Raw genomic sequence first — 25,883 nt, 5'->3', positions numbered from 1 at the left:
CGGCCGACCCCGGACCCGGCACCATTGCCGGTCCCGGGGTGAGGGACAATGAACGCTCTGCCAGGGCGGGTTGATCGCAGAGGGGACGCATGTCGGAGGCGCAGCAGTCGCGGGAGCCCCAAGGGGACAAGGACGGACGCCTTCTCGCGGGGCGTTACCGCCTCGGGGAGGTGCTCGGCCGGGGCGGCATGGGCACGGTCTGGCGTGCTGTCGACGAGACGTTGGGGCGTACGGTCGCCGTCAAGGAACTGCGGTTCCCTTCGGCCATCGACGACGACGAGAAGCGGCGTCTGATCACGCGAACCCTTCGCGAGGCGAAGGCGATCGCGAGGATCCGCAACACCAGCGCGGTGACGGTCTACGACGTGGTCGACGAGGACGACCGGCCGTGGATCGTCATGGAGCTCATCGAGGGCAAGTCCCTCGCCGAGGTGATCCGCGAGGACGGGACCCTGACGCCGAGGCGCGCGGCGGAGGTCGGCCTCGCCATCCTCGACGTGCTGCGCTCCGCGCACCGTGAGGGCATCCTGCACCGGGACGTGAAGCCGTCCAACGTGCTGATCTCCGAGGACGGCCGTGTCGTCCTGACCGACTTCGGTATCGCGCAGGTCGAGGGCGACCCCTCCGTCACCTCCACGGGCATGCTCGTCGGCGCCCCCTCCTACATCTCGCCCGAGCGGGCCCGTGGTCACAAGCCGGGGCCGCCCGCCGACCTGTGGTCGCTCGGCGGGCTGCTGTACGCGAGCGTCGAGGGCCGCCCGCCGTACGACAAGGGCTCTGCCATCGCCACGCTGACGGCGGTGATGACGGAGCCCGTCGAGCCGCCGGCCAACGCAGGTGGCCTGGAGGAGGTCATCTACGGCCTGCTCGCCAAGGAACCCGACGAGCGGCTGGACGACGCGGGCGCGCGCGTCCTGCTCAACGCGGTGATCAACGCCCCGGAAGAGCCCGTCGTACCGCCGGCCGAACGCACCCAGGTCATGGCGCTGCCCTCGGTCGGTGACTCCGGGAGCGGCAAGGGCGGCAGGAGCGGCACGGGCGAGACCAAGGGCGGTGGCAGGAAGGCCGCCGCGGCCGGCTCCGCCGGAGCCGCTGCCGCCGCAGGCTCCGGGAGACCGGCTGTCGGCAGCCCGGCCCCCGAGGGCCAGGGCTCCGGCGCCGCCGCCACGTCCGTGACCCCGTCCGCGGGTGTCGCCGAGAGCACCAGGGACCGGCTGCGCGGTGCCCTGAAGTCCGCACGGAACGCGAAGTCGCCGGCGGCCTCGCACACCCCGGCCGCCACGGCGTCGGTGTCCGGACCCGCCGCATCGGCGAGCCGTCCGGCCGTGCCGCGCGCGTCGATCACCGACGTCGTGCCGCGCCGCACCCTGGCGGTCATCGCCGGTGTAGTCGTGCTCGCCGTCCTCGGCACGGTCCTGGCACTCACGCTCGGCGGCGACGAGACGGGCGACCAGGGCGGGGCCAAGGGAGGCGACTCCGCGGCTTCGTCCGGTGCGACGACAGGTGACGACACCGAGGCCTCCACCTCAGGCGGCTCGGGCAAGGGCGAGGACGACGGCGCGCAGGACGGCGGCAAGGAGGGCCAGGGGCAGGGCGAGGGCGAGGCCTCCAGCGACCCCTCGCCCTCGAAGGAGACCAGCGAGCCGAGCCCCGACCCGGACGCGCTGCCCGCCGGGTACAAGAGGGTCACCGACGAGCGGTTCCACTTCACGATGGCGATGCCCGAGAGCTTCGAGCGCAACGCCATAGCGGGAAGCAACTCCGGCGGCATCTACAACGAGAGCGGAGGCTTCCCCCGCGTCCAGGTCGACTACAACAGCTCGCCCGGGGCGGACGCCGCCGCCGCATGGCGCGGCCTGATGGGGGCGGTGGCCGGAAGCAGCAACGGCTACAAGCACATCGGGATAAAGAAGGTCGAGTACAACGGCTACCCGACCGTCGCCGACTGGGAGTTCACCCGTAACCAGCAGGGCAAGCGGATCCGGGTCCTCAACCGGGGCTTCAAGGCCGACGCCACCCACGGTTACTCGATCATGATCAGCTGCGAGGCCGACGCATGGGACGGGGAGGAGTGCCGGACGCTGCGCGAGACGGCGTTCGCCACGTTCGAACAGAAGGACTGACCCGCCCCGCAGCAGACCGGGCGGCCGGGTTGCCCTGACCCGGCCGCGCGGCCGCGACTTGCCACGTATGGTGAGAGACCGAGGACCGTACGCAGCCGGGACGATGGGTCAATTGCACAGCAAGTGACCGCAGCTGAGGGTCGGTGCGGTCTCGGTGACCGGGGTACAGCGCGCTCTGGGGAGGCGTCGTGGACGACTACGCGGGTCGGGTGCTTGCCGACCGCTACCGCCTTCCGCTGCCTCCGTCCGATGCGTACGAACTGGCGGAGACCCGGGCATTCGACACGTACAGCGGGCAGGAAGTCCTGGTCCGGCAGGTGCCGTTGCCCGAGGTGGTCGACGCGGAGGTGCTCGACGGCGACGGCCTCTCCTCGGCCAGACGCGCCACCGGGCGTACGGTGCGGCGGCCCACGGACCCCGCGGTCCGGCGGGCGATCGAGGCCGCGCAGGCGGCTGCCCAGGTGCCCGACCATCCGCGCCTCGACCAGGTCTTCGACGTCTTCGCCGAGGCGGGGTCGCTCTGGATAGTGAGCGAACTCGTTCCGGCGAGGCCACTCGCCGCGCTCCTCGCGGAGCGCCCCCTCAACCCCTACCGTGCGGCCGAGATCGGCTCCGACGTGCTCACGGCACTGCGGGTGCTGCACGCGCACGGCTGGACGCACCGCAACATCACGGTCCGCACGGTGCTGGTCTGTGACGACGGGCGGGTCGTGCTGACCGGGCTCGCGGCCGGTGCGGCTGAGGAAGCGCTGTGCGGATACGTTCCCGCGCCGCAGCCGGACACGGAGAACGCCTACGGGCCCCCGGCGGTCGAGTCAGGACCCACCGGCCCGTACGAGCCGGCGGCCGTGGATGCGGGCACGTACGAGCTTCCTGCCGTGGAGCCCGGACCGTACGAGCCGTCGGCCGTCGAATCGGGGCCCACCGGCGCCTACGAGCACCCCGCCGTGGAGCCCGGCCCGTACGCGCCCCCGGCGGTCGAGCCCGCTCCGGAGGCGCTGCCCGCGCCCCGGGCGTCCACCGACGGGGTGCCGGCTCCAGGGCCCCGTGCCGAGATGGAGGTGGCGCCCCCCGCCCCGCCCGCGCCGGGGAGTGCCGCGCAGCTGCGTGCCGCCCGTGCCGGGGCCATCGCGGCCTACCGCGCGGGGGCCCGTGCCGCGGCCCGCGCGGGAGAGGACCAGAAGCGCGCGGACCAGGACCACGAAGGCGCCCCCGCGACGGACGAGCGGGAGGAGTCCGCCGCCCCTCCCGCTCTCGGGCGCCCGCAGCTGCCCAGCACGTGGGGCAGGCCGGCCGAAGCCCCGTATCCGTACGACGACGAGGACGGCGAGGGGGACGGCGAGGGGGACGACGAGGACGACGACCAGGGCCCCGGTGGCCCCGTGCCTCCCGGCCGGCGGGTCCATCTCGCCGGCACCTGGGGCGACGGCCCCGGCTCCGGGCGCCCCGTGCCCGCGGGTGGCTCCGGAGGACGGGGCGGCTCCGGTGAGGACGCGCTGCGCGCCGACGCGCGGCGGCTCGGCGGCGGACCCGAGGGCCGACAGGACAGGCTGCCGGAGCCGGTGGCCGCCCGCGTGCCCGCCGGAGGATGGGACGAGGTGGTCGCCGGGAGCGGCGCCACTCCCGCCTACCGCGGCCCGGCCACCCCGCTCGCCGCCGAACGCGCCCGGCAGGCCCGTATAGCCGTCGTCGGCGCCGTCACCGAGCGCTGGGCTCCCGAACAGGCGGGGCCCGTCCACGACAACTGGCAGCTGGCCCCGCCCATCGGCCCCTCCACCGACCTCTGGGCGCTCGGCGCCCTGCTCTACCGCGCCGTGCAGGGCCACGCACCGTATCCGGAGGAGAACGCCGCCGAACTCGTCCAGATGGTCTGCGGCGAACCGCCCGCCTTCGCCGAGGAGTGCGGACCGCTGCGGCCCGTCGTCGAATCGCTGCTACGCCAGGACCCCACGGAGCGGCCCGACTTCGAGGAGCTGCGCGGCTGGCTGCGCTCCCTCGTGCGCTCGGCCCCCGAGCCCGAGGCCGGCACCGACATCGTCACGATGCCGCCCGCGGACGCCACCCGGCTGCCGGTCGTACGCCGCCGGGGCGAGCTGGTGCGCCGCCGCAGAGGACGCGGCGGCGCGGCCCACGGGCGGCACCGTCAGGGGAAGGCGCGGCGCGGCGAGAGCCGTCAGACGTACGAGCAGCCGCATGACCACGAGAAGCCGGCACGCCCGCCCCGGGAACCCAAGGGGCCCAAGGTGCTGCGCGAGCCGCAGCGCGGTGGCAGGGCGCCGCGGCGGCTCGGACGGCTGCTGCTGGTCCTGATACTGCTGGTGATGGCCGCCGCCATCGCCTACGCCATGCTGTTCATGCCCAAGGAGGGTGAGGGCACCGGGGCGGCGCCCTCGGGCTCCGTGGCTCCGGCGGACCCCGGGAGCAGTCCGTCCACCGGCGCTTCCTCGTCCTCGGGGTCCTCGGAACCGTCGGATTCCCCGGGTTCGGAGATGCCGCAGACCAGCGGCTCGGCCGTAGCCCTGGCGTCCGGTTACGAACTGCGCAAGGACGCCGAAGGGTTCGAGATCGGCGTGCCGAAGGACTGGCAGCGCAGCTCGGCCGACGCGGACCGTCAGGTCCGCTACGGCAGCGACGGTTTCAGTGTCCTGGTCGTGCCCGGCAGGGACACCGTCAAGGCCAACGGGAGCGACCCGCTGGACTACCAGCGGACCGCGGAACCCGAGCTCAAGCCCTTCCGTGACTCCAGTTGGGCCACGTCCACCGGTCTGCGCCGCGTCGACATCGGGCGACAGGCCATGGCTGAGGGGCAGTTCACCTGGCAGGAGAGCAGCGGACGTCAGGTGTACGTCCGCAACCAGGTCCGGATCGTGGACGGCAGGTACCACATCGTGCAGGTCATCGGCCCGGAGAACGAGCGCGACAAGGTCTCCGACATCTACACGCAGGCCATCTCCTCGTACCGCGCGACGTCCTGACAGGACAACAGCGGAAAGCGACAAGCATCACAGTGCGGTCTCGTGGGCCGTGCGAGGTTCCGTGGCACCGCCTCCCGTCCGTAACCTGTCGTCCCAAGGAACGGGGCGGGGACAGACGTGGAACACGCACAGGGCACGGGCGCGGGGATCGTACTGGCCGGGCGGTACCGGTTGGGTGACGTCCTCGGCCGGGGCGGCATGGGCAAGGTGTGGCGTGCCCATGACGAAGTGCTCCACCGGACCGTGGCGGTCAAGGAGTTGACCGCCGGACTGTACGCCGCCGAGGCGGACCGGGTCGTGCTGCACGCCCGGACGCAGAAGGAGGCGCGCGCGGCGGCCAGGATCACGCATCCGGGCGTCGTCACCGTCCATGACGTCATCGAGTACGACAACCGGCCCTGGATCGTCATGCAGTACGTCGACGGGCCCTCGCTCGCGGACGCGGCGAAGGAGTCCGGCGAGGTCGAGCCGCGCGAGGCGGCCAGGATCGGGCTCCATGTGCTGGGCGCCCTGCGGGCCGCCCACGCGGCGGGAGTCCTGCACCGGGACGTGAAGCCGGCCAACGTCCTGCTCGCCCGGGACGGCCAGGTCCTGCTGACCGACTTCGGGATCGCCGCGATCGAGGGCGACTCCACCATCACCCGGACGGGCGAGCTGGTCGGCTCCATCGACTACCTGGCGCCCGAGCGGGTGCGCGGTGGCGACCCCGGCCCCGCGTCCGACCTCTGGTCCCTGGGTGCCACGCTGTACACGGCCGTCGAGGGGAACTCGCCGTTCCGTCGTACGTCGCCCATCTCCACCATGCAGGCCGTCGTCGCCGAGGAGCCGCCCCCGCCGGCGCGCGGCGGCGCGCTGGCGCCCGTGATCACCGCACTGCTGCGCAAGGACCCCTCGGACCGTCCGACGGCCGAGGAAGCGGAGCGGATGCTGCTGGACGCGATGGAGGGGCGGAAGCCGCGCGCCGCGCAGGCGCATGTGCCGACCCAGCGGCTGTCCGAGGACGACCTGCGCACCTTCTCCACGCCGGACGGTTCCACCGCCCAGCTCCCACAGCCACAGCCACAGCCTCAGGCCCCCACGCCCCCGTACAGCGCGAACCCCCCGTACACCTCGGCGCCGGCGACCCGGAGCGGCCGGGGCCGGTGGCGCACCGTCCTGGTGGTCGTCGCCGCGGCCGCGGTGATCGGCGGGGCGGCAGGCCTCGTTGCGATGAAGGCACAGGACGGGAGCGGAGGCACGACCGGGGGCGGTGGTGGGGTGGAGCAGAGCGCCACAGTGCCGGCCCCCTCCGCCTCCGCCTCAGACGAACAGGCCGGGGATGGGGACGACTCCCCGGCGAAGGACATCCCCGACGGCTGGAGCCGCGTCACCGACCCCGAGGGCTTCAGCCTCGCCGTGCCCGACGGCTGGGAGCGGCGGACCGACGAGGGCCAGATCGACTACACCCCGGACGACGGCGCGCACCGGGTGCGCATCAACCTCGACCCGGATCCGGACTTCGGCAACTCGTACGCGCACATGCAGAGCATCGAGAGGGACCTGTCCAGGCGTCTGCCGGAGTACGAACGTCTGACGCTGGAGGAGAACGTCTTCCGCGACCGCCCGGGCTCCCGCTGGGAGTTCACCTGGACCGAGTCCAAGGACCACCCGGGACCGCGCCACGGTATCGACCAGATGTACTTCGCGGAGACGGGCGGGCCGGAGTACGCGCTCTACATGACCGGTCCCGAGGAGGACCGGGCCGAGACGCAGAAGATCTTCGAGACGATGCTCCGCAGCTGGGAACCGCCGGAGCGGACCGACTGACGACCTGGAGCGGACCGACGCGCGGCCGGATTCACGATTTCCGACTTCCGATCCCGGATACGACGGTGGATCGCCCCTGATCAGCGGTTATGCCGCCAGTGATCACTGGCTGAATGGCCGAGCGTCGCAGAAGTCTCTGGCGGGGTCTGTGAAAACCTGTTACCCACGGGTACCCAAAGTGCGCGGGTGGACATACTCTCGCCCTCATGACGGACTCGCAGGCATCCACGACCACCGCCGCCTCCGGCAGCCGCGTCGGCACCAACCCCGTGGCCGCCGCCCCGGCGAACGCGCGCACCGCCGCCGACGTGGTCACACCCGAGGTGATCGCCCAGCTCACCCGTGACGTCGTGGGCTCCGGCCGCACGGCGAACCACAGCCCCTTCACCGGGGAGAAGCTGGCCGATCTGCCCGAGTCCACACCCGAGGACGTCGGGACGGCCTTCGACCGCGCCCGTGCGGCCCAGCCCGCGTGGGCCGCCACGCCGGTCCGGGCCAGGGCCGCCGTGCTGCTCCGCTTCCACGACCTGGTCCTGCAGCGCCAGTCGGAGGTCCTCGACCTCATCCAGCTGGAGACCGGCAAGGCCCGGCTGCACGCCCACGAGGAGGTGCAGGCCGTCGCCGTCGCCGCCCGGCACTACGGGCGCAGGGCCGTCTCGTACCTCAGGCCCAAGCGGCACACCGGGGTCGTCCCGACCCTCACCAAGGTCACCGAACTGCGGCAGCCGCGCGGGGTCGTCGGCCAGATCGCCCCCTGGAACTACCCGCTCGAACTGTCCGTCGGTGACGCGCTGCCGGCCTTCGTCTCCGGCAACGCCGTCGTGATGAAGCCGGACACGGAGACCGCGCTGACCGCCCTGTGGGCACGTGACCTGCTGATCGAGGCCGGTCTGCCCGCCGGGGTGTTCCAGGTCGTCATCGGCGAGGGCCCCGTCGTGGGCCCCGAGGTCGTCAGCCGCGCCGACTACGTCTCCTTCACCGGCTCCACCCGCACCGGCCGTGAGGTCGCCCAGGGCGCCGCCGCCCGGCTCGTCGGCGTGTCCCTCGAACTCGGCGGCAAGAACGCCATGCTCGTCCTGGAGGACGCCGACGTGGAGAAGGCAGCCGCGGGCGCCGTCCGCGCCTGCTTCTCCTCGGCGGGGCAGCTCTGCATCTCCATCGAGCGGCTGTACGTCCACGAGTCGGTCGCCGACGCCTTCGTGGAGCGCTTCGCCGCCCGCACCAAGGCCATGCGGCTCGGCAGCTCCCTCGCGTACGGTGCCGACATGGGCTCACTCGTCGGCGAGCGCCAGCTGGAGACCGTCAGCCGTCATGTGGCCGAAGCCGTCGAGAAGGGCGCCACGCTCGTCGCGGGCGGCGTCGCCCGTCCCGACATCGGCCCGCTCTTCTACGAGCCGACGATCCTGGACGGAGTCGAGGCGCCCATGGCGGTGTGCGGCGAGGAGACCTTCGGGCCCGTCGTCTCGATCTACCGCTTCGGTGACGACGACGAGGCGGTCGGCCTCGCCAACGCCACCCCTTACGGCCTCAACTCCAGTGTCTGGACGAAGAACGCCGGGCGAGGGCACCGCGTCGCCGCGCGGCTGCGGACCGGCACCGTCAACATCAACGAGGGGTACGCACCCGCGTACGGCAGCGTCCAGTCGCCCATGGGCGGCATGAAGGACTCCGGTCTCGGCCGGCGGCACGGCTCCGAGGGCATCCTGAAGTACACCGAGGCCCAGACGGTGGCGCAACAGCGACTGATGCCCCTCGCACCGGCCTTCGGGATGGACGACGAGAAGTACGCGGCCTTCATGAGCCGCAGCCTCAAGGTGATGAAGGCCTTCCGGCTGCGCTGACCCCAGCGGCACCCCCATACGTCCCTCCAGCCTTTCCCGCCCTTTTCGTACCGAGGAGAGCCATGTCCCAGGACAGCCATGCCCAGAACCAGGCCGGCCGGGCCGCTCCGGCTGCGGACGACGACGCGTACGACTACGACGTCCTCGTCGTCGGCTCGGGCTTCGGCGGCGCGGTCTCGGCCCTGCGGCTGAGCGAGAAGGGATACCGGGTCGGCGTCCTGGAGGCGGGCCGCCGCTTCACCCCCGCGACCCTGCCCAAGAACTCCTGGGACATCAAGAACTACCTGTGGGCCCCGGCGCTCGGGCTGTTCGGCATCCAGCGGGTGCATCTGCTCGGCAAGGTGATGGTGCTGGCCGGCGCCGGCGTGGGCGGGGGCTCCCTCAACTACGCCAACACCCTGTACGTGCCACCGGCGCCCTTCTTCGAGGACCGCCAGTGGGCAGGCATCACCGACTGGAAGGCCGAACTGGCGCCGTACTACGACCAGGCGAAGCGGATGCTCGGGGTGCGGCTCAACCCGACCGTGACCCCGGCGGACGTCCACCTCAAGGCCGTCGCCGAGACGATGGGCGTCGGAGACACCTTCCACCTGGCCCCGGTCGGCGTCTTCTTCGGTGACGGCAAGGACGCCGACGGGACCGCCCGGGCGAAGCCCGGAGGGGAGGTGGCCGACCCCTACTTCGGCGGCGCCGGCCCCGCCCGCAAGGCCTGTTCGCAGTGCGGTGAATGCATGACGGGCTGCCGCCACGGCGCGAAGAACACCCTCAACGAGAACTACCTCCACCTCGCGGAGAAGGCCGGCGCCGTCATCCACCCGATGACGTCCGTCGTCGCGGTCACGGACGGCCCGGACGGCGGCTACCGCGTGTCGACCGTGCCCACGAACCGGCGGCGCAAGGCCGCGCCGACCGTGCTGCGGGCCCGGAACGTGGTCGTCGCCGCGGGCACGTACGGCACCCAGACCCTGCTGCACACGATGAAGGACGAAGGGCTGCTGCCCCGGCTGTCGTCCCGGCTCGGCGAGCTGACCCGGACCAACTCAGAGGGTCTGGTGGGGGCGCAGACCAGCGACCGCCGCTACCGCAGGAAGCACGGGACCGCCAAGGCCGACTTCACCCAGGGGGTCGCCATCACCTCGTCGATCCACCCGGACGAGAACACCCACATCGAACCGGTGCGCTACGGCAAGGGCTCCAACGCGATGGGCGCGCTGACCATCCTTCAGGTGCCCTACAGCACCCACCGGGTGCTGAGCTGGTTCGGTAGCGTGGCCAAGCACCCGGTGCTCACGGTGCGCTCGCTGTCCAACTGGCGCTGGTCGGAACGGACCATCATCGGTCTCGTCATGCAGTCGCTGGACAACTCGCTGACCGCGTACCGCAAGCCCGGGGGCGTCGGCAAGGGCCTGCTCACCGCCCGGCAGGGCCACGGCTCGCCCAACCCGACACAGATAGCCGAGGCCACCCAGGGCGCGACGCTGCTCGCCCAGGAGATCAACGGCTTCGCCGGATCGAACGTCGGGGAGCTCATGGGCACCCCGCTCACCGCCCACTTCCTCGGCGGCTGCCCCATCGGAGCGAGCCCGGAGGAAGGCGTCATCGATCCGTACCACCGGCTGTACGGGCACCCCGGCATCTCGGTGGTCGACGGTTCCGCGGTCTCCGCCAACCTCGGGGTCAACCCGTCGCTGACCATCACCGCGCAGGCGGAGCGCGCCATGTCCTTCTGGCCCAACAAGGGAGAGGCCGACCCGCGCCCGGCGCAGGACGCTGCGTACGAACGGCTCTCCGCGGTCGAACCGCAGGCGCCCGCAGTGCCCGATGACGCCTTCGGCGCGCTGAAGCTGCCGTTCCTCGGCATCCCGGTGGTGCCGCCGAAGAAGGCGGCTTCGGACGCCTGACCCCGGCTTTCCCGGCGTCGCGCGAACTTCGGTGGTGTACTCACTTCGTGATCTTGTCCGGCGCAACTCCCGGTGCCGCGGCGCGGTCGTACCTGTAGTGAGTCACAGCAGTCGCACAGCTCCGCCGATGCCCAGAGGTTCGCGATGACACGCCTTTCCCCGAGAACAGTGCTGTGCCGTACGGCAGGAGGCCTCGCCGTCGTGGGGCTGCTCGCGGCCGGCTCACCCGCCGTCGGTGCGCCGGCTCCGGCGGACGACCCGGCCTTCACACTGGGCGGCCCCGCCCCGACGGCCCTGCATCCCTATCCGGAGACCGGGAACCCCGAACGGACCGCGCTCGGGTTCACCGTCCACGACCCGGACGAGGAGGGCACGGGCTACGAGGGGGAGGTGACCTACACGTTCGACCTCAGCGGCATCGAGGGCGTCGCCGAGCTCCTCCCGGCCGAGGACACGGGCGCGGACTGCGTGATCACCGGGACCACCGCCGTCTGCCACGACCACGGAGTGCGGGCGGGCCTCAGCTCCGTCGCCGAATTCGGCATCGTCGCGGCCAGGGGCAGCGAGGACGGCGCCTCCGGCACCATCGAGGTGACGGGCTCGGCCGACGGGGCCACCTTCACCCCCTTCTCGGCCGAGGTCACCGTCGGCGGCCCCGACCTGGTCATGAAGCAGCTCCCCTTCGAGCAGCAGCTCCGGCCCGGTGACGTGCAGCCCGCTCCGATCACGTTCACCAATCAGGGAACCAGGGCCGCCGACGGCGTCCTGCTGACCCTGAGGTATTCGCGGGGGCTGGAGATCCCCGAGCGGTACGCCAACTGCGAGTACGACGGCGAGGCCGGGGACGAGCCGTTCGAGGACTTCGTCTGGGCGACGGCCCTCTGCTCGGTGCCGGGCTCCTTCGAGCCGGGCGCCACCTACACGCTGGGGGCGCCGCTGTCCGTCGAGGCCACCGAGCGCGCGTACCAGGACACCTTCGTCTACCGCATCGAGGAGGACAGCGGCGCTCTGCGCCCCGCGAGGCGCACGGGCGCGCCCCTCACCCGGGGCACGGGACCCGAGCTGACCATGGAGAAGGTCACCACCTCCGCCCGGACCGCGGACCTCGACCCCTGGGACAACCAGCAGGAGGCCGACTTCCGTACGGAGAACACCGCGAACTTCGTGGCGGTGGGCGGCAAGGCCGACGGTGCCGTGGGTGACACCGTCACCGCGGACGTCGGCTTCCGCAACGACGGGCCCGCGTGGATCGGCCACATCCGGTCCGGCGAGCCGGTCGCCACCCTCGACTTCACCGTCCCCGAGGGCACCGAGGTCACCGGCAAGCCGGACTCCTGCCAGGGCGTGACGGCAGAGGGCACGTACCGCGAGGACCGGACCCCCGCGCCGCGCTACGTCTGCGACACATCGATGACCGTGCGGGACGGGGCGGAGGCATCGTTCCCGTTCGAACTCAAGATCACCGATGTGGTCCCCGGCGCCGAGGGTGCCGTCCGGATCCGCAACACCTGGCTGGACGGACCCGCCCTTCCCTTCGACCCGGAGCCGGCCGACAACACCGCGCGCCTGGTGCTCAACGGCGCAGACCCCGGCTCCGAGGACACCGGCGGCACCTCGACCTCGGGCGGCACCACCGGAACCGGCGGTTCCACCGAGGGTGTCGCCGGCGGTGACACCACGGGCGGGGAAGGGCAGACGCCCGGCACCGCGGGTACGTCCTCCGGCCCGGGTTCCACCGGGACCACGGGCACGACCGGTTCCGCGTCGCAGAACACGGGCGGTGGTCTCGCCTCCACGGGCTCGGTCGCGATCGTGGCAGGCGCCGCCGCCACGATCGCGCTGGTCGCTGGGGGAGTGCTCCACGCGACGACCCGGCGCCGCAGCCGGCTGATCTGAGGCCCGTCCGGGGCCCGTCGTCCACGGCGGACCGAAGGCGGCCGGTCCCGGGCGTCACCGGGGCCGACCGCATGGGTGACCGGACCGCTGTCCCCTGCCGCCCGGTCACACACGCCGGACCGTGGTCCCACGACGCACCTGGGGTACGTCACACGTCCCGGCGGAGCCACGCGTGGATTCTGTCGTCGCCGCCCCTGGCTGGCACGGACACCCGGACCAACGAAGCGGTCCGGGGGCCGGTCACGCGCCGTACGGGTGAGACGGGGCCCGAACGCGGGTGCGGCCGTACAGCCTTCCCGTGGGTCACACCCGGCCGCTCCCCGGACGTCGCGCCCGGCCGCTTCCCAAACGTCACACCCGGCCGCGGCACAGCTCCAGCAGCGTCATGGCGAGGGCCGTGCCCGGCTTGCCCAGGGCGTCGCTGTAGTGGCTGAGGACATCCATCTCCCTGGAGAGGTTCACCCGGCGGCCGCCGGACGTGATCCTCGCCTCCTGGATCACCGCCGAGACGGCCATCCGTTCCTGTACGAGACCGATGATCCGGTCGTCCAGCGCGTCGATGCGCGTCCGGGCGCCCCCGATCAGGGACGCCGCCTCGTCGGTGTGCGCGCCGGTCCGCTCGGCGGCCGTCTTCGTGGGGGCGGTGCTGGTCATCTGTGACTCCCGGTGGGGCTGGGGCCCCCGGAGCGACAGGCCCGGAACGCCAGAACGCCCCGGGCCTGTCGGCCCGGGGCGCCTTGGAGAAGTTGCTTGTCAGTTGCTCAAGCAGCACGACCATGGCAGCCGGCGGGCCGGGTGCCATAGGTAAAGACGAAGATCGTGTGCTGACGCATGCGGCAAGTATGGACCCCGCCCGGGCGCCGGGTCCACGCAGGGCCCGGATGGTGAGACGGGAGCCCGGCGGGGCGATGTCCCACGGCCGGTAGAATTGGGAGGACCGACCCCCTCTCCACCGCCGGAAGGCCGCCCCGTGCCAGCAGCACCCCCCGCCGCCCCCGACACCACGACCGACGTCGTCCTGGTTGTCGACTTCGGCGCCCAGTACGCCCAGCTCATCGCCCGCCGTGTCCGTGAGGCGCGGGTCTACAGCGAGATCGTCCCGTCCACCATGCCGGTGGCCGAGATGCTGGCCAAGAATCCGCGGGCGATCATCCTCTCCGGCGGCCCGTCCTCGGTGTACGCGGAGGGCGCGCCCAGTCTCGACCGCGCGCTCTTCGAGGCCGGTGTCCCGGTCTTCGGCATGTGCTACGGCTTCCAGCTGATGGCCACCACCCTCGGCGGCACGGTCGACGACAACGGCGCGCGCGAGTACGGCCGCACCTCCCTCGCCGTCTCCAAGGCGGGCTCCACCCTCTTCGAGGGCACGCCCACCGAGCAGCCGGTCTGGATGTCGCACGGCGACGCCTGCTCCGCCGCCCCCGAGGGCTTCACCGTGACCGCGTCCACGGACGTCGTCCCGGTCGCCGCCTTCGAGAACGACGAGAAGAAGCTCTACGGCGTCCAGTACCACCCGGAGGTCATGCACTCGACCTACGGCCAGCAGGTCCTGGAGCACTTCCTCTACCGCGGTGCGGGCATCGAGCCCACCTGGACGACCACCAACGTCGTCGAGGAGCAGGTCGCTCTGATCCGCGAGCAGGTCGGCGACAGGCGCGCGATCTGCGGCCTCTCCGGCGGCGTGGACTCCGCGGTCGCCGCGGCCCTCGTGCAGAAGGCCATCGGTTCCCAGCTCACCTGCGTCTACGTCGACCACGGCCTGATGCGCAAGGGCGAGACCGAGCAGGTCGAGAAGGACTTCGTCGCCGCGACCGGCGCGAAGCTGGTGGTCGTCGACGCGGAGAAGCGCTTCCTCGACGCCCTGGCCGGTGTGTCCGACCCGGAGCAGAAGCGGAAGATCATCGGCCGCGAGTTCATCCGCGTCTTCGAGCAGGCCCAGCTGGAGATCCTCCAGGAGGAAGGCCCCGAGGTCGCGTTCCTCGTCCAGGGCACCCTCTACCCGGACGTCGTCGAGTCCGGCGGCGGTACCGGCACCGCCAACATCAAGTCCCACCACAACGTGGGCGGGCTCCCCGACGACATCGAGTTCCAGCTCGTCGAGCCGCTGCGCCAGCTGTTCAAGGACGAGGTCCGGATGGTCGGCCAGGAGCTCGGCCTGCCTGAGGAGATCGTCCAGCGGCAGCCGTTCCCCGGCCCCGGCCTCGGCATCCGTATCGTCGGCGACGTCACCAAGGAGCGGCTCGACCTGCTGCGCGAGGCCGACGCCATCGCCCGCGAGGAGCTGACCGCCGCCGGTCTGGACCGCGACATCTGGCAGTGCCCCGTGGTCCTGCTCGCGGACGTCCGGAGCGTCGGCGTCCAGGGTGACGGCCGCACCTACGGCCACCCGATCGTGCTGCGCCCGGTCTCGTCCGAGGACGCCATGACCGCCGACTGGTCGCGCCTGCCGTACGAGACGCTGGCGAAGATCTCCACCCGCATCACCAACGAGGTGGCCGACGTCAACCGCGTGGTGCTCGACGTGACGAGCAAGCCGCCGGGGACGATCGAGTGGGAGTGACCCCCGCTCCCTGAGGTCGGTGCCGATGCCGTCGCCCATTCGTCCGGGCGGCGGCATCGGCGTATCCGCGGCACACGGAGCTGATCGACGGGCGCCTCGTCCCGTCGAGGCGGTCCTCACGGGGATCTACCACTGGTCCACCACCGGGGCAGGTGACCGGGGGCGGTAAAACGCCTGGTCCGTCGCGGAGCTGACGTGCCAGGCTGACGCGCATGTCCGCCGAAGAGATCCGCGCCCTCATGTCCGCCCCCGGGAACGACCGCCTCACGTGGAACACACCGCTCTCCGAGGAACACGCCGCCCAGCTGATCGCCGGCTGCGCACCCGCTGCCGGCGCCCGGATCGCCGACTTCGGCAGCGGCTGGGGCGAGCTGTTGATGCGCCTGGTCGAAGCGGCACCCGGATCCACCGGGGACGGCATCGAGACCGACCCGGAAGCCGTGGCGCGGGGTGTGCGGCTCGCGGAGGGGCGGGGGATCGGTGACCGGGTGAGGTTCCACGAGGTCCCGGCCGCCGAACATACGGAGGGTGGCTACGACCTGGCCGTCTCCATCGGTTCCTCGCACGCGTGGCCCGGCGGCACCCCGGACGCGCTCGGTGCCCTGCGCGCGGCCGTACGCCCCGGCGGGAGGGTGCTGTTCGGCGACGGCTTCTGGGAGCGCGAGCCCTCGCCCGCCGCGTTGGAGGGCCTCGGCGCGGAACCGGACGACTTCGGCTCGCTCCTGGAGCTGATCCGGCAGGCGGAGGCCGCGGGGCTCAGGCCGCTCCAGGTGACCGTCGCCGACCGGCGCGAGTGGGACCTCTTCGAGTCCGCCGCCAACATCGGGCGCGGGGAGCGCTGGGCGTCGGCCAACCCGGGGCACCGGCTGCACGCCGCGGTGACCGAGGCCGTCGACGCGCGCCGCACCGGTTACTACGGCGGATACCGGGGGACGCTGGGCCTCGCCTACCTCGTGCTCAGCGCCTGAGAATCGCACATTTCCTCGACATGCGCCCCCGGTCCGCCCCGATGCGGTGCGGGCCTGCTCCGTACGGCACAATTCGCAGAAATAGGCGGCGAGTTGATTCGATCAGGGTGGGAAAGGGCGGCGTTCTCCGTGGCGTTGGACGAGGCGAGGGCGAAAAGCGCGCACGGCGGTGGCTGTACGTGCGGCGACTGCCCGCACGGAGCACGCGAAGGCCATCGGCGGGCCGTGGCGGCCTTCCTCACCAAGCGGGACGAACTCGCCGCCGGGCAGGGCCTGCCCGGTGCGGTCGCCCAGTCCGTCTCCGCGTCCCGGCAGTGGGTGTCGGACGAGCTGACCGAGTCGGCCCGCGCCGTCGCCGAACGCAGCCGCGAGGCCGGTGACGCCTGGCTCCACACCCTCTGGCTGCGCACCCTGACCGTGGTCTGGGGCGGTGTCACCCTGCTGCTCGTCGGCGAGGCCGTCACCGCCATCGGGGCCGGCTGGTCCACGGCCCGCACCGCGGGACTGATCGCCGCGTGCGTGACCGCGGGCCTGCTGACCGGCGCCGCCCGCGTACACCGGGCCCGCGGCGGCCTCCTCGCCCCGCTGATCGGCGAGGACAACCGGCTCTCCACCTCGCGCACCGTCGCCGCCTCCTGGGTGCTGCTCGCCGTCTTCGCCGTGCTCGTCCTCGCGCTGCAACTGGCCGGGGCGTCCGACCACGCGGACCGTGACGCCCTGATCGAGGGCCTGGACCTGGTCCGCTCGGCCGGCATCCTGACGGTGCTCGCGCTGGTGAGCGCCGTCGCCGTCGTCGTGCGCCGCGTGGTGACCGTGCGCGTGCTGTCCCAGCGGCTGCAGAAGCTCCGCGCCGACCGGCCGCGCGCCGCCGACCTGCTGACCGACGACTCCGGGCGCGGAAGCTTCACCGATGTGCAGTACGTGCTGGTCAGCACCGTCGCCGTACTCTTCGCCGCGGTCCGCCTGGCCCGCCGCCCGGAGCAACTTCCCGACCTGCCGTGGGGCCTGGCCGTCCTGGTGGCCGTCTCGGCTGCGACGTACTTCGCCGGCAAGTACGCGGAGGGTGGCCGGCCGGTCATCCTGTCCGTGGTCCGGGCCAGGGAGGCGGGGGACCTCGACGCCCCGATCCGTACCGGCGACGACATCGAGATCCGTGGCGCGGGCTTCGTACCGCCCGGCGCGGGCAGCCCCGACCGGCTGGCGCGGGTCGTCGTCAGGATCGGGCGGGTGCACGTGCACGTACCCCTCATCCCGGTCACCGGAGGCTTCGCCAACCCGGCGGACACCGTGCTCACCGTCCCCGTACCGGTCGAGGTGGAACCGGGTGCCGTCGAGGTACAGGTGGTCACGGCCGCGGGCGTGGAGACGAACGCCTGCGTCGTCGATGTCATGGACTGAGCCGTACACCCGGTGAGCGGCCCCGAACCGGCGTACGTATGGTCTGTCCGAAGGCCAACGGAAGGCGGAGCGGTGATGCACGGGTACAGGGGCGGTTCCTACGGGCTGGACGAGCCGAGAAGTCTCAGGGACCGGGCGGGGGAGTACGCACTCCTGCCCCTGCGGATCTTCCTCGGCGTCACATTCGTCTACGCCGGGCTCGACAAGCTGACCGACAGCGCGTTCCTGTCGGCGAGCGGGGCGGGTTCCATCGGCGAGACGATGCACGCCGTACGCGACGCCGCGGCGATCCCGGGCCTCGTGGACCTCGCCCTCAAGAGTCCCGAGGGCTTCGGTTACGCCATCGCGATCGGTGAGCTCCTCGTCGGCCTCGGCACCCTGGCCGGGCTGTGGGCCCGGCTCGCGGCACTCGGCGGGGCGCTGATCTCGCTGAGCCTGTGGCTGACCGTGAGCTGGCAGACCGAGCCGTACTACTACGGCAACGACCTGGTCTACCTCATGGCCTGGCTGCCGCTGCTGCTCGCCGGCGCGTCCTACTGGTCGGTGGACGCGCTGAGGGGGCAGCGACGCCGCGTGCGGATCTGAGGGCGCCGCACAGGGACGGGGCCGGTCCTGCCGCGTGGTCGTCGACACCTTCGGGGCGGGCACCGGCCGAACTCCCGGCAGGCCTCCGGTGATCGGCTGATCCGGCCCGCCCGGCGGTGGTCAGTGCACCCGGGTCGAACCGGGCGCCGACGAGTTCTCCGCCGACGCCCGCCTCGCCTGCCGCCGCCGCGCCCGATAGCTCACCCAGGTCGCCGTGGCCGCCAGCCACAGGCCGCCGAGGAACACGGGGGCGAAGAACGCCCACGGGGCGTTCCAGGCACCAGCCGCGTCCGCCGCGTAGCCGCCCGCCAGGGTCAGCATGACGAGGCCCGCCACCGCGCGGCCGGGCCGGAACTCATGACGCGGCACGGGTGACCTCCAACTGTCCGACGCCGATTCCCATGCCCAGCTCGAGGGTCCCGGCGGGCTCGCTGTTCTCCGCGGGCCCGAGGGTGCGCCGGGTGTGCCGGTCGGCGGCGATGTCCACACCCTTGCGCAGGTCCGTGGGGAACCTGATGTCGCCGAGGCCCGCTTCGGCGTCCACCTCCACCGTCACCCCCGCGGGCACGACGACGAGCGCGCGGCCCGCCGCGACCTGGACGCGGGTGCGCAGCGTCTCGCCCTCAGGCACGGTGATGCGGGAGAGGTCGAGCTTCGCGATGCCGGTGTCGAGTCTGTACTCCGGACGGACCGTGGCCACCGAGGCCGGGCGCCACTCCTCGCGGACCCAGTCGGTGCCGATGTCCCGCGGGATGGCGGAGGCGCCCGCCAGCAGACCGGCCGTGATCATGGCCAGCACGATCGTTCCGAAGCCGGTCCTGCCGAGGACCGACGCGACCAGCAGGCCGAGGCCGAACACCCCCAGAGCGGCGGCGAGCCCGATCTGCAGACTCGTCCCCAGCGGATGGGCCTCCCAGCTCAGCCCCGTCCCCAGGCCGCCCGCGACCAGGGCGAGCAGGAACACGGCTCCGGCGATCGACCGCGGGCCCCGGGTGCCCTTCGCGCGGTGGGGAGGACGGAACGGGTCGTCCGCGGTCGCCTTGCGCCTGCCCGGCTCCGCCGCCTCGGAGAGCGCGTCCGCGGGACCCCACAGATAGCCGCTCCCCGTCGGGCCGGTCGTGCCGTCCTTGACGATCGGATCCCGCCACCAGGACGGGCTGCCCGGGGAGGGCGGCGCCTTCACCTCGGGCGGCGCCCCGTGCCCGGCGGCGTGCGCCGCGCTCTTCGGGGCGTACGCCGCCGTGCCCGGTACGTCCTCGGGCGGGACCGTTCTGCGGTGCTGCGTCCAGACGGAGAAGCCGACCACGGTCAGCGACAGCATCGCGGCGAAGGCCAGCATCCCGCCGTTGTGCAGCATCGACAGCAGCAGCCCGCAGCCCACCAGGGCCAGCAGCAGCGCGACGAGGGAAGCGCCTTCGACCCGGCCCGAGAGCAGCCGGCGCGCCTCGTTCTCGTCCTCGCCCTCCACCGGGAGGAGCAGCCACGCGAAGCCGTAGAAGATCAGGCCGATGCCGCCCGTCGCCGCGAGGACGCCGAGCACGATCCGGAAGATCACCGGGTCCACGTCGCAGTACCGGCCGAGGCCGCCACACACCCCGGCCACCACTTTCTGCCGGGGGCTGCGTCGCAGCCGCGGTCCCGGCCCGGGGGGCGGAGCGACGCCGGGGGAGGCGTCCTGGGGAACGGTCATGGGTCCATGGTGACGGTCCGTACGCCCTCATGGGGCCCGCGACGACCCTGGCCGATCCCTGATTTTGCGTCCCCGAGGCCTCTGGGGGCCGGGTCCGCCCGGCAGCCCGGTCCTCAGGGTCGAGTCCGGGCAGACCCTGATGCCGCGACCCGCCGGGACGTGTGACGATCGGGGCATGCCAGCAGCCACGACCCGAGCCCCGAGCTCCCACGCCCCGGACCCGGAGGAGCAGGCGCCGCGCAAGCTGTACCGCAGCGCCGACGGACGGATGCTCGGCGGCGTCGCGCGCGGGCTCGCCGGACACCTCGGACTGCCCGTCGTCTGGGTCCGGTTCGTCTTCCTCGGACTGTTCTTCGCGGACGGCCTGGGCGCCCTGCTCTACGCCGTGTTCTGGATCGTCGTGCCGCTCGGGGTCGGCGGGGTGGGCGGGGCCGGTGGGGCCGGCGGGGTGGAGCGGTCCATCTTCGAGACCGCCCCCGACGGCCGGCGCAGACTCCGCAAGCCCGACAGGGGCCAGGTCTTCGCCCTGGTCGCACTGCTCGTCGGCGCCATGATCTTCGTCGGCAACGTCGACATGGGGAGCAAGGCGGACCGTTACGTCTGGCCGGCACTCCTGATCGGCGCGGGTTCCGTCCTGGTGTGGCGGCAGGCCGACAACGCGCGACGGGCCCGCTGGATGGAGGTCGGCCGCCGTCGCCGGGTGCTGCACCTGGCACGTGGACTCGCGGGCGTCGCGCTGGTCGGTCTCGGTCTCGCCGCCTTCATCGTGGTGCGCGGCTCGGCGGCCCAGCTCGGCACCGCGCTGACCGCCGCCATCGCCGTGCTCACCGGTATCGCGCTGCTCGCGGGCCCCTATCTCGTACGGATGACGCAGGACCTCTCCGAGGAACGCCTGATGCGCATCCGCGCCCAGGAGCGTGCCGAGGTCGCCGCCCACGTCCACGACTCGGTCCTGCACACGCTCACCCTGATCCAGCGCAACGCGGACGACGGCGGCGAGGTCCGCAGGCTCGCCCGCGCCCAGGAACGCGAGCTGCGCAACTGGCTGTACGACCCCTCGGGCACGGGCAAGGACGAGGCCGAGGAGCCGTCGAACCTCGCCGAGGCGGTCAAACGCGCCGCCGCCGAGGTCGAGGACAAGCACGGCGTCCCGCTGGAGGTCGTGGTCGTCGGCGACTGCCCGCTCGACGAGAGGCTGGTGGCGCAGATGCAGGCCGCACGCGAGGCGATGGTCAACGCGGCCAAGTACGGTGGCGAGGGCGGCGCCGTCCAGGTCTTCGCGGAGGTCGAGGGCCGCACGGTGTTCGTCTCCGTGCGGGACCGGGGGCCGGGATTCGACCTGGACGCCGTACCGGTCGACAGGATGGGCGTACGAGAATCGATCATCGGCCGGATGCAGCGCAACGGCGGTACGGCGCGCCTGCGTTCGGTGCCCGGCGGGGGCACGGAGGTCGAACTGGAGATGGAAAGGGCGAGCGAATGACGGAGAACACCGAAGCGACCGGGGGCCCGGAGCGCCGGGTACGGGTCGTGCTCGTCGACGACCACCGGATGTTCCGCACCGGGGTGCAGGCCGAGATCGGCCGCACCGAGGAGACCGGGGTCGAGGTCGTCGGGGAGGCCGCCGACGTCGACCAGGCGGTCACCGTGATCACCGCGACCCGTCCCGAGGTCGTCCTCCTCGACGTCCACCTCCCGGGAGGCGGCGGGGTCGAGGTGCTGCGGCGCTGCGCCCCGATGATGGGCGCGGTCGAGAACCCGGTGCGTTTCCTGGCGCTGTCCGTCTCGGACGCCGCCGAGGACGTCATCGGAGTCATCCGTGGCGGTGCCCGCGGCTACGTCACCAAGACGATCACCGGAAGCGACCTGGTCGACTCCGTCTTCCGGGTCCAGGAGGGCGACGCGGTGTTCTCACCGCGGCTGGCCGGATTCGTCCTGGACGCGTTCGCCTCGACGGACGCCCCGCCGGTCGACGAGGACCTGGACCGGCTGACACAGCGCGAGCGCGAGGTGCTGAGGCTGATCGCCCGGGGATACGCGTACAAGGAGATCGCCAAGCAGCTGTTCATCTCGGTGAAGACGGTGGAGTCCCACGTCTCGGCGGTGCTGCGCAAGCTCCAGCTCTCCAACCGGCACGAGCTGACCCGCTGGGCCACGGCGCGCCGGCTGGTCTGAGCCTCGGGCATGTTCAGGCGGGGTCGAGCGAGATGTTGAGCTTCTCGCCGGTCCTGCGGTAGCCGATGCCCGCGTAGATCCGCTCGACGTCGGGGCCGCCCGGCTCCAGCCAGACGGTGGTGAAGCCGCGGTCGAAGGCGGTGCGGGTCAGCCAGGCGGAGAGCGCCGCGCCGACGCCCCGGCGGCGGAAGCCGTCGGCGACGGCCAGGCCGGCCAGTTCACCGATGCCGCCGACCGGGACCGAGCAGCCGCCCGCGCCTGCCGGACGGCCGTCGACGGTGGCGAGGGCGGAGACCCCGCCGCCCGCCGTCGCCCCGCGCAGCCACGCGATCTCTCCGTCGTCCGGCCCGCCCTCGCCCCCGAATCCCGTGTGCTGCACGGCGGCGGCGGAGGCGAACTCCGCGTCGGTGACGGGCTCGGCGACACGGAGGCCGTCCACGGGCTTCGGCGGGAGGAGGCCGTCGGGGGCGCAGGCCATGACCGGTGCGCGGTTCTCCTCGGTGAAACCGGCGGCCAGCAGGGCCGGTTCGACGGCCGGAGCCCAGGAGGGCAGGAACTCCAGCCGGGGCAGACGGTCGTGTTCACGGAAGGCCGCGACCAGATCGGCGACCTCCCGCGCGGTGGGTTCGGCGCCCTGGTCGGGGATGGCGTAGTTCGCGAACTTCAGCTCCCAGCCCGGGTTGTGGCGCACGGTGAACGGGCCCACCCGGTAGTGGTCCGGGGACCGCAGGGCCAGTGTGCGCGCGTAATCCTGAATGGCGGTGTCCATGGGCCCGAGAGCCTAGGCGACGCGGGTCGCTCCGGCGAAAGGCATTTCGGAGACCGACGCGATGCGTACGGGCGCACCCGGGCGCGGGGCGTGGATCATCTGCCCGCCGCCGATGTACAGCCCGACATGGGTGACCCCGGGATAGAAGAACACCAGGTCACCGGGCGCCAGTTCGGAACGCGAGACGTGCCGGCCCGCGTTGATCTGCGTGTACGTCGTGCGGGGGAGCGAGATGCCCGCCGCGCGCCAGGCCGCCTGGGTGAGTCCGGAGCAGTCGAAGGAGGCGGGCCCGGTGGCCCCCCAGACGTACGGCTTGCCGAGAGCCCCGTACGCGAAGTCGACGGCCTGGGCGGCGCGGGCGTTGGGGGCGGACACGGAGCCGCGCGGGGTGCTCCGGTCGGCCCGGACGGCGCCACCGCCGTGCGCGGCGTCGGCCGAGCGCTCGTAGGCGGCGCGCTGGTCGGCGGTGAGGGTGGCCAGGAGCTTGCGCGCACCGGCGAGCTTGGTGCGGACGGCGTCCTTCTGCTTCTTCAGCTCGGCCCGGCGGGAGGTCAGGACCGCCAGCTCGTCCTGGGCCCGTGCGCGGAGCCGGGCGATGTCGCCGATCTGCCTGCGCACGCCGTTGATCGCACCGGCCTGGCGGTCGCCCGCACGGTCCTCGAAGGAGGCGCGCTCCAGATACTCGTCCGGGTCCGACGAGAGGGCCAGCCGCACGGCCGGGTCGATCCCGGCGCTGCGGTACTGGGCGGTCGCGTAGGAGCCGAGGGCGTCGCGTGCGGTGTTGAGGCGCTCGGTCCTGCGGGCGGCCTCGTCACGCAGGGCGTCCAGGGACTTCTCGGAGGCCGTGGACTGCTCCTTCGCACCGTTGTACTTCTCGGTGGCCACCTCGGCGTCGTGGTAGAGCCGGTCGACCTCGGCCCTCACCTGCGCCGTGGTGAGCTGGGGGTCCGCCTGCGCGGCGCCTTCGAGAGCGGTCGCCGTCGCCGCACCGGCGAGAGCGAGGGTTGCCGCGGTGCGGGCGGCAGGTCCGGTGAACAGACGCTGCCCGGGCTTGCGGTGAGCGGCTTTGCGATCGGCGGCCACGGGGGTGGTGCGTCCTTCCGTTCGACTGCCCGGCGGTGGGTGCCGCGGGCCCGCCAGGAATCCGGCGTCGGGCCACCACAGGGGGGAGTGGCCCGCCGCCGGATTCCTGGCGGGGTGACCGGGAGTGCCGCCCGGTACGGGGGCGGCGATGGAGATCCGGTCACCTGTGAGGGACGCTAAACCCGGCACGGAGGGAAGAGGTGTAATGACAGCTATTGCCCTCATGTGCTGTTTCGTTTCCGTCGGATGACAGGAAAATTCAACCGGAGTCCGGCAATTCGCGCAGACCAGGGGGCAACTCATCGGTAAGTCGTACCTGGCCGAAGAGTGGTGATATGGCCGCGGTTAGGCTGCGGCCATGGACGTACTCATCAATGTCTTCGTGGCCTTGCACATCATCGGTATCGCCTCCCTGCTGGGTGGTTTCCTGACCCAGATGAAGGCCATGGGGGCGGGCGAGGCCCGTTTCGTCCCGGCCATGCTGCACGGTGCGCTCACCATGCTCGTCACGGGCGTCGCCCTGGTCGGGCTCGACCAGGCCGACGACCGGAGCGTGAACAACATCAAGATCGGCGTGAAGCTGCTGGTCCTGATCGTGATCCTGGCGCTCGTCTACGTGAAGCGGGACGATGAGAAGGTGGACAAGGGCGCGTTCGCCGCGGTCGGCGGGCTGACCGTCGCCAACATCTTCATCGCCACGCTCTGGACCTGAGCGGCAGGCGGTCGTACGACGAAGGGCCCGGGGATCACCCCGGGCCCTTCGCCTTGTACGGGCGGCGTCCGCCGTGCGCGGGCAGGTCGCTATGCCGGGCGCACGCTGCCGTAGATCGGCATGTAGTAGATCGACTCCTCGCGGACGTTCGCGCCCGGCTTGGGCGCGTGGATCATCATGCCGTCGCCCTTGTAGATGCCGACGTGGCTGATGTCGTCGTAGAAGAAGACCAGGTCCCCCGGCCGCAGGTCCGCCGTGGCCACCCGGGTGCCGACCTCGACCTGGTCCCACGTGGTGCGCGGCAGATCGACGCCGGCCGCCTTCCAGGCGGCCTGGGTGAGCCCGGAGCAGTCGTAGGAGGACGGGCCCGTCGCCCCCCACACGTACGGCTTGCCGATCTGGGCGCGTGCGAAGGCCAGGACCTTCTCGGCCTTCGAGGCGTAACCGCTGTCGGAGCCCGTGCCGGAGCCCGTGCCGGACCCCGTGCCCGTGCCCGTCCCCGTCTTCGTGGCCTCGTCCGCGGCGGCCTTCTCCTTGTCGGCCTGCTGCCGGGCCAGCTCCTCGGCCTTGCGCTCGGCCTCCGCCTCCTTCTTGCGCTCCAGCTCCGCCAGCCGCGCCTTCTCCTCGGCGGTCAGCTTCGACAGCAGCGAGCGCGCCTCGGTGAGCTTCGTCTGCACCTGCTGCTTGCTGGTGCGCAGCGAGGCCTGCGACTCGGTGAGCGTCTCCAGGCTCTTCGTCGCCTCGGCCCGCTTGGCCGCCGCCTCCTTCTGCTGTGTGCGGAAGTCGGCGACCGCCTTCTGCTGCCGGCTGGTCATCCGGGCCATCAGCTGGTCCTGGTCGAAGTACGACTGCGGATCGTCCGCCAGGAAGAACGTCGCAGTCGGGGCGATCGAGCCGCCGCGGTACTGCGCGGCCGCGTAGTTGCCCAGCTCGCGGCGGGTCTCGTTGAGCTTGTCCGCCCGCTTCGCCGCGGCTTCCAGCAGCGCGTCGACCTTGGAGCGCTGCTCTGCCGAGGCGGTCTTCGCCTTGTTGTACTGCTGCGTCGCCGTACCGGCCTGCCGGTAGAGGTCGTCGACCTTCTTCTGCACTTCCTGGATGCTGGGCTTGGGCTCGGCGGGGGCAGCCGTCGCGCTCTGCGTGGAGAGCAGGGTGACGGAGGCGAGCGCCGCGGTCGTGAGACCTACGGCAGGGGTGGTGCGCACCCGGGTGCGGGGCTTGCGATGCGACGCCAAGGCCGGCATCTCCTTCCGTGGACCGCCTACCGGGTTAGCTGTCGGGTTCGGGCGGAACGGAAGGCTGCCCTACGGTCCGGCGGGACGGACCGATTCACCCCGGTGCTGCGTGTGGGTCCCCGGTTCCGGGCCCCTTCGGGGCGGTGCGGATTCGGCGGGGGTGCCCGTGCGG

General features: G+C 72.5%; 19 protein-coding genes and 1 riboswitch. Of the genes, 13 read left to right on the top strand and 6 right to left on the bottom strand.

What is annotated here, in order from left to right:
* The first annotated feature begins 89 nt into the window (after window positions 1–89).
* From P8A20_RS14015 to P8A20_RS13990, 6 genes are all read left to right on the top strand, one after another.
* Complete coding sequence (locus P8A20_RS14015; protein WP_147959110.1) at window positions 90–2,123, top strand: serine/threonine-protein kinase; 2,034 nt, start codon at window positions 90–92, stop codon at window positions 2,121–2,123.
* A 188-nt stretch (window positions 2,124–2,311) separates the two neighbouring features.
* Window positions 2,312–5,098 (top strand): serine/threonine kinase C-terminal domain-containing protein, encoded by a 2,787-nt coding sequence (locus P8A20_RS14010; RefSeq protein ID WP_306103607.1) that lies wholly within the window; start codon window positions 2,312–2,314, stop codon window positions 5,096–5,098.
* Window positions 5,099–5,215: 117 nt separating this feature from the next.
* Window positions 5,216–6,904: a serine/threonine-protein kinase gene (locus tag P8A20_RS14005; RefSeq protein ID WP_306103606.1), complete on the top strand. Its 1,689-nt coding sequence runs from the start codon at window positions 5,216–5,218 to the stop codon at window positions 6,902–6,904.
* A gap of 206 nt (window positions 6,905–7,110) precedes the next feature.
* Window positions 7,111–8,745: a succinic semialdehyde dehydrogenase gene (locus P8A20_RS14000; protein WP_147959113.1), complete on the top strand. Its 1,635-nt coding sequence runs from the start codon at window positions 7,111–7,113 to the stop codon at window positions 8,743–8,745.
* 62 nt (window positions 8,746–8,807) lie between these two features.
* Window positions 8,808–10,646, top strand: a complete 1,839-nt coding sequence (locus P8A20_RS13995) for a GMC oxidoreductase (protein ID WP_147959114.1) — start codon at window positions 8,808–8,810, stop codon at window positions 10,644–10,646.
* A gap of 144 nt (window positions 10,647–10,790) precedes the next feature.
* Window positions 10,791–12,542 (top strand): peptidase, encoded by a 1,752-nt coding sequence (locus tag P8A20_RS13990; protein ID WP_306103605.1) that lies wholly within the window; start codon window positions 10,791–10,793, stop codon window positions 12,540–12,542.
* Window positions 12,543–12,893: 351 nt separating this feature from the next.
* On the opposite strand, the gene P8A20_RS13985 is transcribed toward P8A20_RS13990, so the two are convergent.
* A complete protein-coding gene (locus tag P8A20_RS13985; RefSeq protein ID WP_104788373.1) occupies window positions 12,894–13,196 on the bottom strand; it encodes a chorismate mutase in 303 nt (100 codons plus the stop codon).
* A 316-nt stretch (window positions 13,197–13,512) separates the two neighbouring features.
* Between P8A20_RS13985 and guaA the strand changes: the two genes are divergently transcribed.
* The 4 genes from guaA (at window position 13,513) to P8A20_RS13965 (ending at window position 18,050) form a co-directional block, all read left to right on the top strand.
* Window positions 13,513–15,099, top strand: coding sequence for a glutamine-hydrolyzing GMP synthase (guaA, locus tag P8A20_RS13980; RefSeq protein ID WP_306103604.1), 1,587 nt, complete (start codon window positions 13,513–13,515; stop codon window positions 15,097–15,099).
* 212 nt (window positions 15,100–15,311) lie between these two features.
* The gene (locus tag P8A20_RS13975) at window positions 15,312–16,067 is read left to right on the top strand and encodes an SAM-dependent methyltransferase (protein ID WP_147959116.1); all 756 of its coding nucleotides are present in this window, start codon (window positions 15,312–15,314) and stop codon (window positions 16,065–16,067) included.
* Window positions 16,068–16,196: 129 nt separating this feature from the next.
* Window positions 16,197–17,465 (top strand): hypothetical protein, encoded by a 1,269-nt coding sequence (locus P8A20_RS13970; protein WP_306103603.1) that lies wholly within the window; start codon window positions 16,197–16,199, stop codon window positions 17,463–17,465.
* A gap of 75 nt (window positions 17,466–17,540) precedes the next feature.
* On the top strand, window positions 17,541–18,050 hold the full coding sequence (locus P8A20_RS13965) for a DoxX family protein (RefSeq protein ID WP_147959118.1): 510 nt from the start codon (window positions 17,541–17,543) through the stop codon (window positions 18,048–18,050).
* Window positions 18,051–18,170: 120 nt separating this feature from the next.
* On the opposite strand, the gene P8A20_RS13960 is transcribed toward P8A20_RS13965, so the two are convergent.
* Together P8A20_RS13960 and P8A20_RS13955 are read right to left on the bottom strand one after the other, a co-directional pair.
* Entirely contained in the window at window positions 18,171–18,419 is a 249-nt protein-coding gene (locus P8A20_RS13960) for a hypothetical protein (protein WP_306103602.1), read from the bottom strand.
* Window positions 18,406–19,740 (bottom strand): PspC domain-containing protein, encoded by a 1,335-nt coding sequence (locus P8A20_RS13955; RefSeq protein WP_147959120.1) that lies wholly within the window; start codon window positions 19,738–19,740, stop codon window positions 18,406–18,408. The genes P8A20_RS13960 and P8A20_RS13955 overlap by 14 nt, the downstream gene beginning before the upstream one ends.
* A 175-nt stretch (window positions 19,741–19,915) precedes the next feature.
* On the opposite strand from P8A20_RS13955, the gene P8A20_RS13950 reads away from it, so the two are divergent.
* Both P8A20_RS13950 and P8A20_RS13945 read left to right on the top strand, forming a co-directional pair.
* Complete coding sequence (locus tag P8A20_RS13950) at window positions 19,916–21,223, top strand: ATP-binding protein (RefSeq protein ID WP_306103601.1); 1,308 nt, start codon at window positions 19,916–19,918, stop codon at window positions 21,221–21,223.
* Window positions 21,220–21,915 (top strand): LuxR C-terminal-related transcriptional regulator, encoded by a 696-nt coding sequence (locus tag P8A20_RS13945; RefSeq protein ID WP_031096516.1) that lies wholly within the window; start codon window positions 21,220–21,222, stop codon window positions 21,913–21,915. Before P8A20_RS13950 ends, P8A20_RS13945 begins: the two co-directional genes overlap by 4 nt.
* Window positions 21,916–21,928: 13 nt before the next feature.
* Here the strand turns inward: P8A20_RS13945 and P8A20_RS13940 are convergent, their stop codons facing one another.
* Together P8A20_RS13940 and P8A20_RS13935 are read right to left on the bottom strand one after the other, a co-directional pair.
* Window positions 21,929–22,684: a GNAT family N-acetyltransferase gene (locus P8A20_RS13940; protein WP_147959121.1), complete on the bottom strand. Its 756-nt coding sequence runs from the start codon at window positions 22,682–22,684 to the stop codon at window positions 21,929–21,931.
* Window positions 22,685–22,696: 12 nt separating this feature from the next.
* The gene (locus P8A20_RS13935; protein WP_147959122.1) at window positions 22,697–23,767 is read right to left on the bottom strand and encodes a C40 family peptidase; all 1,071 of its coding nucleotides are present in this window, start codon (window positions 23,765–23,767) and stop codon (window positions 22,697–22,699) included.
* Between the two features lie 358 nt (window positions 23,768–24,125).
* Between P8A20_RS13935 and P8A20_RS13930 the strand changes: the two genes are divergently transcribed.
* Window positions 24,126–24,479 carry a hypothetical protein gene (locus P8A20_RS13930; protein ID WP_147959123.1) on the top strand — a complete coding sequence of 118 codons (354 nt, stop codon included), beginning with the start codon at window positions 24,126–24,128 and terminating at the stop codon, window positions 24,477–24,479.
* An 89-nt stretch (window positions 24,480–24,568) separates the two neighbouring features.
* Here the strand turns inward: P8A20_RS13930 and P8A20_RS13925 are convergent, their stop codons facing one another.
* Window positions 24,569–25,720 carry a C40 family peptidase gene (locus tag P8A20_RS13925; protein ID WP_147959124.1) on the bottom strand — a complete coding sequence of 384 codons (1,152 nt, stop codon included), beginning with the start codon at window positions 25,718–25,720 and terminating at the stop codon, window positions 24,569–24,571.
* Window positions 25,719–25,878, bottom strand: a riboswitch (cyclic di-AMP (ydaO/yuaA leader). (Overlaps the previous gene by 2 nt.)
* Window positions 25,879–25,883 lie beyond the last annotated feature (5 nt).

The sequence above is a fragment of the Streptomyces sp. Alt3 genome, assembly GCF_030719215.1.
Lineage (GTDB): Bacteria > Actinomycetota > Actinomycetes > Streptomycetales > Streptomycetaceae > Streptomyces > Streptomyces glycanivorans.
The sequence above is the reverse complement of the archived record's forward strand: the minus strand, read 5'-3'. Positions and strand labels throughout refer to the sequence as shown.